At 71.8% G+C, this 9,874-nt stretch carries 10 protein-coding genes and 2 pseudogenes; 7 read left to right on the top strand and 5 right to left on the bottom strand.

The window, feature by feature from the left end; all coding sequences use genetic code 11:
* The 4 genes from ACFSL4_RS27580 to ACFSL4_RS27565 form a co-directional block, all read left to right on the top strand.
* Nucleotides 1–277 (top strand): hypothetical protein (locus ACFSL4_RS27580; protein WP_381088398.1); only part of this gene is annotated, 277 nt, incomplete at its 5' end.
* Between the two features lie 14 nt (nucleotides 278–291).
* Nucleotides 292–726 (top strand): roadblock/LC7 domain-containing protein, encoded by a 435-nt coding sequence (locus ACFSL4_RS27575; RefSeq protein WP_381088395.1) that lies wholly within the window; start codon nucleotides 292–294, stop codon nucleotides 724–726.
* The gene (locus ACFSL4_RS27570; protein ID WP_381088393.1) at nucleotides 719–1,093 is read left to right on the top strand and encodes a DUF742 domain-containing protein; all 375 of its coding nucleotides are present in this window, start codon (nucleotides 719–721) and stop codon (nucleotides 1,091–1,093) included. The genes ACFSL4_RS27575 and ACFSL4_RS27570 overlap by 8 nt, the downstream gene beginning before the upstream one ends.
* Nucleotides 1,074–1,670 (top strand): GTP-binding protein, encoded by a 597-nt coding sequence (locus tag ACFSL4_RS27565; RefSeq protein WP_381088390.1) that lies wholly within the window; start codon nucleotides 1,074–1,076, stop codon nucleotides 1,668–1,670. Before ACFSL4_RS27570 ends, ACFSL4_RS27565 begins: the two co-directional genes overlap by 20 nt.
* Before the next feature lie 18 nt (nucleotides 1,671–1,688).
* Here ACFSL4_RS27565 and ACFSL4_RS27560 read toward each other — a convergent pair.
* A pseudogene (locus tag ACFSL4_RS27560) lies at nucleotides 1,689–2,523 on the bottom strand (alpha/beta fold hydrolase).
* Nucleotides 2,524–2,681: 158 nt separating this feature from the next.
* Between ACFSL4_RS27560 and paaK the strand changes: the two are divergent.
* Nucleotides 2,682–3,977, top strand: coding sequence for a phenylacetate--CoA ligase PaaK (gene paaK / locus ACFSL4_RS27555; protein WP_381088387.1), 1,296 nt, complete (start codon nucleotides 2,682–2,684; stop codon nucleotides 3,975–3,977).
* A 6-nt stretch (nucleotides 3,978–3,983) separates the two neighbouring features.
* On the opposite strand, the gene ACFSL4_RS27550 is transcribed toward paaK, so the two are convergent.
* The gene (locus ACFSL4_RS27550) at nucleotides 3,984–5,483 is read right to left on the bottom strand and encodes an acyl-CoA synthetase (protein ID WP_381088384.1); all 1,500 of its coding nucleotides are present in this window, start codon (nucleotides 5,481–5,483) and stop codon (nucleotides 3,984–3,986) included.
* An 87-nt stretch (nucleotides 5,484–5,570) separates the two neighbouring features.
* On the opposite strand from ACFSL4_RS27550, the pseudogene ACFSL4_RS27545 reads away from it, so the two are divergent.
* Nucleotides 5,571–5,814, top strand: a pseudogene (locus ACFSL4_RS27545) (acylase); the annotation flags it as partial.
* Between the two features lie 77 nt (nucleotides 5,815–5,891).
* Here ACFSL4_RS27545 and ACFSL4_RS27540 read toward each other — a convergent pair.
* Complete coding sequence (locus tag ACFSL4_RS27540) at nucleotides 5,892–7,442, bottom strand: acyl-CoA synthetase (RefSeq protein ID WP_381088381.1); 1,551 nt, start codon at nucleotides 7,440–7,442, stop codon at nucleotides 5,892–5,894.
* A gap of 2 nt (nucleotides 7,443–7,444) precedes the next feature.
* The gene (locus tag ACFSL4_RS27535; protein ID WP_381088378.1) at nucleotides 7,445–8,548 is read right to left on the bottom strand and encodes an NAD(P)H-dependent flavin oxidoreductase; all 1,104 of its coding nucleotides are present in this window, start codon (nucleotides 8,546–8,548) and stop codon (nucleotides 7,445–7,447) included.
* Between the two features lie 168 nt (nucleotides 8,549–8,716).
* On the opposite strand from ACFSL4_RS27535, the gene ACFSL4_RS27530 reads away from it, so the two are divergent.
* Entirely contained in the window at nucleotides 8,717–8,989 is a 273-nt protein-coding gene (locus ACFSL4_RS27530; RefSeq protein ID WP_381088376.1) for a hypothetical protein, read from the top strand.
* Here ACFSL4_RS27530 and ACFSL4_RS27525 read toward each other — a convergent pair.
* Nucleotides 8,977–9,874: phytoene desaturase family protein (locus tag ACFSL4_RS27525; RefSeq protein WP_465269768.1), on the bottom strand; the 898-nt coding region annotated here is incomplete at its 5' end. The genes ACFSL4_RS27530 and ACFSL4_RS27525 overlap by 13 nt on opposite strands.

Raw genomic sequence — 9,874 nt, 5'->3', positions numbered from 1 at the left:
GGCCGCCGGGGCAGGCCCGCTGGCCACCCCCCGGGTGCTGCCCCGGCGGACCCGGGGAGCCAGCCTCGCGCAGCAGCTGCGCAAAGAGGCGGCACACACATCAGGCCGGCCCGAGGGCGAGGGGGACAACGACGTCATCTCCCCGGACGCGTCGGCACGCGCGATGATCGCCATTCAGCAGGGGCTGAAGCGGGCCCGGATGTCCCAGGCGGACGGGCCGGCCGGAGCGGACGGCCGGCCGACGGATCCGAGGGACCCCGGTGCCCACCGACTGTGAGGGAACGTTGGACAATGACTGAGCAGGTACAACCCGGTCCGCAGCTGGACTGGCTCCTCGACGGCCTGGTGGAACGGATCCCGGAGATCCGCTGCGCCATCGTGCTCTCGGGAGACGGCCTCCTCATCAGCAAGTCGAAGGACCTGCGCCGGGACGACGCCGAGCACCTCTCCGCGGTGGGTTCGGGCATGCACAGCCTCGCCCGGGGCGCCGCGCGCCACTTCCACGGCGGGGAGGTCCAGCAGACGGTCATTCAGATGGACAGAGCGTTCCTGTTCGTCACGGCCGCGGGCAGAGGCGCCCGGCTGGCCGCGATCGCCACGGAGGAAGTGGATGTCGGCATGATGGCTTTCGAGATGGGCACGCTCGTCAAGCAGGTCGGACAGTACATGAGCGCCGCGCCACGCGTGCAGAGCCCGTCCCCCGGCGGATATATACAGGATGCCTGAACCGCGATGGCTCGACGATTCGGAGGCCGGGCGCCACTTACGGCCGTACGCCATCACGGGCGGGCGCACCCGCCACAGCCGGCACACGTTCACGCTGATCACCCTGGTCGTCTCACGATCCGCACATGACGTCGACGGGGACCGTCTGGAGCCGGAGTCGGCCCAGATCCTCGAACTGTGCCGACATCGCGCGGTGGCGGTCGCCGAGATCGCCGCACAGCTGGATCTGCCGGTGAGCGTGGTGAAGATCCTCTGCGGAGATCTGCTCAACGCCTCGCTCATTCTCGTCCGATCGCCGCCCGGGCAGGAGGACCAGCCGAGTGTGGAACTCATCGAAAGGGTGATGGATGGTATCCGTCAGCTCTGAGCCGGTCATGCCGACCGCGCTGAAGATCCTCATCGCGGGAGGCTTCGGCGTCGGCAAGACCACCATGGTGGGCTCCGTGAGCGAGGTGCCCCCGCTGGAGACCGAGGAGCACATGACCGAGGCGAGCCTCGGTGTCGACGACCTGACCGGTGTGGAGGGCAAGTCGTCGACCACGGTCGCCATGGACTTCGGCCGGATCACCATCGCGCCGGAGTTGGTGCTGTATCTGTTCGGCACACCCGGTCAGGACCGGTTCTGGTTCATGTGGGACGACCTGGCGACGGGCGCGCTGGCGGCCATCGTCCTCGCGGACACACGCCGGCTGGACGCCTCGTTCGCCTCGATCGACTTCTTCGAGGCGCGCGAGATCCCGTTCGCGGTCGGGGTCAACTGCTTCAACGGGCAGCGGGAGTGCACGGCGGAGCAGGTGCGGGCGGCGCTGGACCTCGACGCGTCGACGCCGGTCATTCTGTGCGACGTACGCGACCGCGGCTCCAGCAAGGAGGTGCTGCTCGCGGTGCTGGAGGCGGCCCGGGCGCAGGCGGCCGCGCGCCTGACCTCCCTGACCGGACGCTGAGCGCACCGGCGTGACCGGTCACCCGGCGAGGAAGTCGCCCACCCGGCAGGTGAACCACGCGGGGTCGTCCAGCCAGGGGTGGTGGCCCGCGCCCGGCTGGACGGCGAACTCGGTGTGCGGGGAGATCCCGGTGACACGGCGGGCGAGTTCGGGGCGGGGGGCGCCGTCGAGTTCGCCCGCTTACACCAGGACGGGCGCGGCGAGGTCCGCGAGCGCCGCGCGGGTCGCGGGTGGGTCGTAGGCTCCCCCGGAGCCGTAGACGCCGCCCGCCTCGTCGTTGGTCTGCTCCTCCCCGGCCTCCGCATGGGCCTGTGCCGCCGCGTCCCAGCGCCCGTAGAAGGGGACGAAGGCGGGGTCGAAGTCGCCGTTCCCCGTCAGCCACGCCTCGAACGGCGGGAACGCCGCCTCGGACCAGGGCTCGTCCTTCCGCAGCCGGGCCGCCGCGAGCCGGTCTTCGGCAGCGGCGGGCATCCCCAGGGCCCACGGCGTGGCGGTGATCAGGGCGAGCCGCGCGCGACACGCCGCGGGCAGCGCGCCGCGTACAGCAGGGCGAGGCTGCCGCCCGCCGAGTGGGCGGGCACGTCCGTGCGCTCCAGCCCCGGGTGCGCCCGGAGCGCCTCCGCGTCGTCCACGAGCCGGTCGAACCGGCAGGTGGCGGGATCGGCCGGTACCGCAAATTCCCCGGTCCCGCGCAGATCGAGGAGGATGAGCCGCCGCCGGGCGCCGACCCCGCCGGGTCGCCCAGACGGGGGGAGGCGCGCATGGGGCCTCCCGGCAGCACGACCAGTGGCTCCCCCGTTCCGCGCGGGTGATAGGCGAGCCGGGTTCCCTCGGGCGCGTCGAAGCTCGGCATGTACCTGATCCTCGTGGCTCGGTCCGCCCGGCTGCGACGATCAGAAAGTGGTCGCCGACCTCTTGCTTCCGGCCGGGCGGGCTGGATTACTGATCTCCAGCAAAACGACCGAATGATCGGTCGTCCGTAATGGTGTGATCGGCTAGGGAGACGCCTCGATGGCGGATGTGCGGGATCTGCTGGACGCGGGGGAACGACTGGACGCGGAGGGCCTGCGGGCCCTGCAGCTGGAACGGCTGCGGGCCTCGCTGCGGCACGCGTACGCGAACGTGCCCTTCTACCGCGCGTCTTTCGACAAGGCCGGGGTCCACCCGGACGACTGCCGGACGCTCGCCGATCTCGCCCGGTTCCCCTTCACGGCGAAGGCGGACCTGCGGGAGAACTACCCGTACGGAATGTTCGCCGTGCCGAGGGAGCGGATACGGCGGCTCCACGCCTCCAGCGGCACCACGGGGCGCCCCACCGTCGTCGGCTACACGGACAACGACCTGTCCATGTGGTCGGACATGGTGGCCCGGTCGATCCGCGCGGCCGGCGGCCGGCCCGGCGACACGGTGCACGTGGCCTACGGCTACGGCCTGTTCACCGGCGGTCTCGGCGCGCACTACGGTGCCGAACGCCTGGGCTGCACGGTGATCCCGGCCTCCGGTGGCATGACGGCACGGCAGGTGCAGCTGATCCAGGACCTGAAGCCCGAGATCATCATGGTGACGCCGTCGTACATGCTGACGCTGCTCGACGAGTTCGAGCGCCAGGGCGTCGACCCACGGGGCACCTCCCTGCGGGTCGGGATCTTCGGCGCGGAGCCGTGGACCGGGGAGATGCGGCGCGAGATCGAGGAGCGGTTGGCCATCGACGCGGTGGACATCTACGGCCTGTCGGAGGTCATCGGTCCCGGCGTGGCGCAGGAGTGCGTCGAGACCAAGGACGGCCTGCATGTGTGGGAGGACCACTTCTACCCCGAGGTCGTCGACCCGATCACCGGCGAGGTGCTGCCCGACGGCGAGGAGGGGGAGCTGGTCTTCACCTCCCTCACCAAGGAGGCCATGCCCGTGATCCGGTACCGGACGCGGGACCTGAGCCGCCTGCTGCCCGGCACGGCCCGCGTCTTCCGGCGGATGGAGAAGGTCACCGGGCGCAGCGACGACATGGTCATCCTGCGCGGTGTGAACCTCTTCCCCACGCAGATCGAGGAGATCGTGCTGCGCACGCCGGGCGTGGCACCGCACTTCCAGCTCCGGCTCACCCGTGAGGGACGGCTCGACGCGCTGACGGTGCGGGCCGAGGCGAGGGCCGGCGCCACGCCGGAGCAGCGGGACGCGGCGGCGCTCGCCATCGCCGCGGCCGTCAAGGACGGGATCGGCGTCTCGGTCGGGGTCGAGATCGTCGAACCGGAGTCCCTGGAGCGGTCCGTGGGCAAGATCAGGCGGATCGTGGACCTGCGTCCGCGCTGACCCTCGTCAGCCTGCGGCGAACCGGTCCCGCAGCTCCCGCTTGAGGATCTTGCCACTCGCGTTGCGCGGCAGCTCGTCCACGAACAGCACCCGCTTGGGCGCCTTGAAGTGGGCGAGCTTCTCGCGTGCGTGGGCGAGGAGCTCGGCCTCGGTCACTCCGCCGCGGGGCACGACGACCGCGGTGACCGCCTCGATCCACCGCTCGTCGGGCAGCCCGATCACCGCGGCCTCGGCCACCCCCTCGTGGGTGTACAGGGCGTCCTCGACCTGTCGCGAGGCGACCAGCACGCCACCGGAGTTGATGACGTCCTTGACCCGGTCGACGATCGTGAAGTACCCGTCGGCGTCCCGCACGGCCAGGTCCCCGGAGTGGAACCAGCCGTCGCGGAAGGCGTCGGTGGTCTCCTCGGGCTTGTCCCAGTAGCCCTCGCACAGCTGCGGTGAGCGGTAGACGATCTCGCCGTGCTCCCCGTCGGGCACGTCCTTGCCCTCCTCGTCGACGAGCTTCGCCTCGACGAAGAGCACCGGACGCCCGCAGGAGTCCATACGCCCCTTGTGCTCGTGGGGCCCCAGCACCATGGCCAGGGGGCCGATCTCGCTCTGTCCGAAGCAGTTGTGGAAGGCGAGCTTCGGCAGCCGCTCCGTGAGGCGCTCCAGGATGGGCACGGGCATGATCGAGGCGCCGTAGTACGCCTTGCGCAGCCCGCTCAGGTCCCGTGTGGCGAAGTCGGGGCGGCCGGCGAGGCCGATCCACACGGTGGGCGGGGCGAAGAGGCTGTCCGCGCGGCCCTCCTCGATCAGGTCGAAGATCCGGTCGCCGTCGGGCGCGTCCAGGATGATGTTCTCCGCGCCGACCGCGAGGTAGGGCAGCAGGAAGACGTGCATCTGCGCCGAGTGGTACAGCGGCAGGGAGTGCACGGGCCGGTCGCCCGCGCTGAGGTCGAGGGCAGTGATCGCGCTGAGGTACTCGTGCACCAGCGCGCGGTGCGTCATCATCGCGCCCTTGGGCAGCGCGGTCGTGCCGGAGGTGTAGAGCAGTTGCGCCAGGTCCTCGCCGCGCGGCTCCTCGCCGTCGTACGGCTCGGTCGTGGCGAGCCGCGCGAGCAGCGAGTCGTCCGCGTCGCGCAGCGGCAGCACTCGTACACCGTCGGTGAGGTTCCCCGCCAGGTCCGGATCCGCCAGGACCAGTCCGCAGCCGGCCTGGTCCACGATGTACGCCAGGTCGTCGCCGGTCAGGTTCTGGTTGACGGGCACGTGCACCAGCCCGGCGCGGGCGCAGGCCAGGAAGCCGATCAGATACGCGTCGGAGTTGTGGCCGTAGGCGCCGACCCGGTCACCGGGGGCGAGCCCGGCGTCGCGCAGGGCGCGGGCCGCGCGGGAGACGGCGTCGTCGAGGTCCGCGTAGGTCCAGGACCGGTCGCGGTAGTGGACCGCGATGCGCTCCGGGGTACGGCGGGCGCTGCGCCGCAGCGTGCCGTCGACTGTGGCGCTTCGTCCCGCCGTCATGGGTGCTCCTTGGTCCGCTGGTTCCTGGCGTGATGATCGTGGCGTCCTGCCCTGCAGGTCAAGACGTCTTCGGCACGAAGAGCGTCGCGCAACGGGCGGCGTATGCCGGTACCCGGCGGCACCGGGTCGCTCGGCGTGGGGAACCGGGTCGAGCCGGTGTGGCCCCCGGGAGGCGGCGGGTACGCGGAGGTCACCACGGGATCGAGCCACAACAAGGCGGTCGGCTGGGACGACGGCCGCTGCCCGGTGACCCGCGTGTTCTCCGAGGAGAGAGGGGTGACAGGCGGCGCGCTTCTGCGAGCGGGACATCCCGTCCTCGCCGGCGCTGCGGGGCCCCCGTCCACGGCCGACGGCGCGACGGTGGTCCCGTCCCAGCCCCGGACGGGACCACCGCCTCCCGGCGCCGCCTCACACGGGCCGGGTGCGTCCCTCCCAGTACGGTTCGCGCAGGCGCCGCTTGTACAGCTTGCCGTTGGGGTCGCGGGGCATCGTCTCGATGAAGTCCACGCTCCGGGGCCGCTTGTAGCCGGCGAGCCGGCGCGCGCAGTGGCCGAGGATGTCCGACGCGAGTGCCGGGCCCGGTTCGTGGCCGGGGGCGGGCTCGACGACCGCCTTCACCTCCTCGCCCCAGTCGTCGTGCGGGATGCCGAACGCGGCCGCGTCGGCCACGGCGGGGTGGGTGAGCAGCGCCGCCTCGATCTCCGCCGGGTAGATGTTGACCCCGCCCGAGATGATCATGTCGATCTTGCGGTCGCGCAGGAAGAGGTAGCCGTCCTCGTCGAGGTAGCCGAGGTCGCCGACGGTGAAGAAGTCGCCGATGCGGTTCCTGCGCGTCTTGGTCTCGTCCTTGTGGTACGAGAAGCCGCCCGTGCTCATCTTCATGTAGACCGTGCCGAGGCCGCCGGGCGGCAGCCGGTTGCCCTCGTCGTCGAAGACCGCGAGCTCGCTGATGGGCCAGGCCCTGCCGACCGTGCCGGGCTTCTTCAGCCAGTCCTCGGCGGTAGCGAAGGCACCGCCGCCCTCGCTGGCGGCGTAGTACTCCTCGACGCTGTGCCCCCACCACTCGATCATCGCCCGCTTCACATGGTCGGGGCAGGGGGCCGCGCCGTGGATGGCGTGCCGCATGGAGGAGACGTCGTAGCGCGCCCTGATCTCCTCGGGAAGGGCGAGCAGGCGGTGGAACTGTGTCGGGACCATGTGCGTGTGCGTGCAGCGGTGGGTGTCGATCAGGCGGAGCATCTCCTCGGGCATCCACTTGTCCATCAGGACCAGCCGGTGCCCGATGTGCAGCGAGGCACCCGCGAACTGCAGCACGGCCGTGTGGTACAGCGGGGAGCAGACGAGGTGGACGTTGTCGTCGTACGGCCTGATGCCGAAGATGCCGAGGAACCCGCCCAGGTACGTCTCCTCCGGCGGTTTGCCGGGCAGCGGGCGGCGGATGCCGCGCGGGCGGCCCGTGGTGCCCGAGGTGTAGTTCATGACCCAGCCGAGGGTGCGCCCGTCGGGCGCCGACTCGGGCCGGCCGTCGAGGAGTTCGGCGTACGGCCGGAACCCCTCGACCGTACCCACCGCGTACCGCGCCGCGGCCGGCAGTTTCGCCTCGTCGGCCGCGTTGCGCGCGGCGTCCGCGAACCGCTCGTGCGCGATGAGCACCTTGGCGCCGGAGTCGGAGACGATCCAGGCGATCTCCGGTCCGACGAGGTGGTGGTTGACGGGGACGAGGTAGAGGCCGGCCTGGGTGGCGGCCAGGTAGGCGGTGAGGAACTCGACGCCGTTGGGAAGGACGACCGCGAAGCAGTCGCCGCGTTCGAGACCCGCGGCACGCAGTCCGTGGACCAGCCGGTTGGCCGCGGCGAGCAGCCGCCCGGCGGTCAGTTCCTCTCCGTCGGGCGCGACGAGGACCGTGCGCCCGGGATCTGCCGCGGCCTGGGACCAGAAACCGTTGGCGGCCTGACTCACTGTCAGCTCCTTCCGGCGATCCGGTTGATGCGGTCGACGGCCTCCTCGAAGCCGCGGGTGAGGTCGTCGACGACCGCCTGGACGCTGCGTTCACCGGTCATGCGGCCGACGATCTGGCCGACGGGTGTGCCGAGGAGCGGCTCGACCTCGTACTTCTGGATGCGTGTGACGGCGTCGGCGACGAGCAGGCCCTGCAGGGGCATGGGGAGCGCGCCGGGGCCGTCCGGGTCGTCCCAGGCGTCGGTCCACTCGGTGCGCAGTTGCCGGGCCGGTTTGCCGGTCAGCGCGCGGGAGCGGACCGTGTCGCCGGATTCGGCGGCGAGCAGCTTCCGGACGAGCAGGGGCGAGGGGAGTCCGGCCTCCGTGGTGGTCAGCCAGATCGAGCCGAGCCAGGCTCCCTGGGCGCCGAGCGCGAGCGCGGCCGCCACCTGCTGCCCGCTGCCGATGCCGCCGGCGGCCAGTACGGGCAACGGGTCGACGGCGTCCACGATGTCGGGGGTGAGCACCATGGAGGCGATCTCCCCGGTGTGACCGCCGGCCTCGTATCCCTGGGCGACGACGATGTCGATGCCCGCCTCCTGATGCTTGCGCGCGTGCCGGGCGCTGCCGGCGAGCGCGGCGACCAGGATGCCCTGGTCGTGCGCGCGGTGGACGACGTCGGCGGGCGGGGAGCCGAGCGCGTTGGCGAGGATCTTGATCGGGTAGTCGAAGGCGACGTCCAGCTGGCTGCGGGCGACCTGCTCCATCCAGCCGGTGATCCGCCATCCGGACGCCTCGCCCTCGGCGAGTTCGGGCACCCCGTGCTTGGCGAGGGTGTCCGCGACGAACTGCCGGTGCTTTTCCGGGATCATCGCTTCGACGTCGGCCTCGGTGACGCCTTCGACCTTCTTGGCGGGCATGACCACGTCCAGACCGTAGGGCCTGCCGTCGACGTGTTCCTCGACCCAGTCGAGGTCGCGCTTCAGGTCGTCGGGGGCGGTATAGCGGACCGCGCCGAGCACGCCGAACCCACCGGCCCGGCTGATGGCCGCAGCGACCGCGGGGAACGGCGTGAAGCCGAAGAGGGCGTGCTCGACTCCCAGTTTCTTGCTCAGCTCCGTCTGCATGGGCGCAGGATGCCGCAGCGGCCGGAAGGAGGGAAGAGGTTTCTGATGCACCGTCAGATTTTTGGCCCCGGTCGGGCGGCTTGACGCCCCCTCCCGCCGACATGAATCTTTCACTCCGCACGACGTTCCCGAAAGTTGCTTTCAGGCGGCGTGGCAGGAGGCTCATCGATGACACACCGAGCGGACGGCGAGCTGACTTGCCGTCAACTGGGCGCAGTGGTCACGGTTCTGGGCGGCGCTCTCACGCTCGCCCCGTTCACGGGGGCATCGGTGCGAGCCGCCGGACGGTCCGGTCACCCGACGCTGCGGTACGGCCCGGCACTGCGCTCGGTGACGGGCTGCCTCGGCGGCGTCGGCATCCGCCTGGAACCCGCGCCCGCGTTCGCCCGCCGCCGTCGCCGTCGACCGCCGTCGCCGTCGACCGCCGGTCAGCGGCGCTGACCGGCACCGCCGTCTTCGAGGACCGCCATCGCCGCGTTGTGCCCCGGCACCCCGCTCACCCCGCCGCCGCGCACCGCGCCCGCCCCGCACAGCAGCACGTTCGCGTGGCGCGTCTCCACGCCCCAGCGGCCCGTGTCCGGCTGGGCGTAGGGCCAGGCCAGCTCGCGGTGGAAGATGTTGCCGCCGGGCAGCCGCAGGTCCCGCTCCAGGTCCAGCGGCGTCTTCGCCTCGATGCAGGGGCGTCCGTCCGCGTCCGTGGCCAGGCAGTCCTCGACCGGCTCGGCGAGGTGGGCGTTCAGCTGCGCCAGCGTGGACTTCAGCAACTCCTCCCGCACACCGTCGTTGTCGTGCGCGAAGAGCCGCGCGGGGGTGTGAAGGCCGAAGAGGGTGAGGGTCTGGCAGCCCCGCTCGACGAGATCGGGGCCGAGGATCGTCGGGTCGGTGAGCGAGTGGCAGTAGATCTCGGAGGGGGGCGCGGACGGCAGCACGCCGGCGGCCGCCTGGGCGTGGGCGGCGGCCAGTTGCCCGTACCCCTCGGCAATGTGGAAGGTCCCGGAGAACGCCTCGCGCGGATCGACCGCGGTGTCGCGCAGCGCGGGCAGCCGGGTGAGCAGCATGTTCACCTTGAGCTGGGCGCCCTCGGCCGGGGCCGGCGGGGTGTCGCCGGTGAGCCGGGCCAGGTCCTGCGGCGAGGCGTTCACCAGGACGTGCCGTGCCCAGACGGTGCCCTCCCCGTCCGGGCCGCGATAGGTGACCTCGGCAGAGCGCCCGTCGGTCTCGATCCGTACGACCTCACGCCCGGTGGTGATCACCGCCCCCGCGGTGCGGGCGGCCGCCGACCGCGCCGAGGACGGCCTCCATCGCGTCGAAGTACCGTCGGTGGTG

The organism is Streptomyces caeni (assembly GCF_042678285.1).
Lineage (GTDB): Bacteria > Actinomycetota > Actinomycetes > Streptomycetales > Streptomycetaceae > Streptomyces > Streptomyces caeni.
Note: the sequence above shows the minus strand (reverse complement) of the source record. Positions and strands in the feature narration are given on the sequence as shown.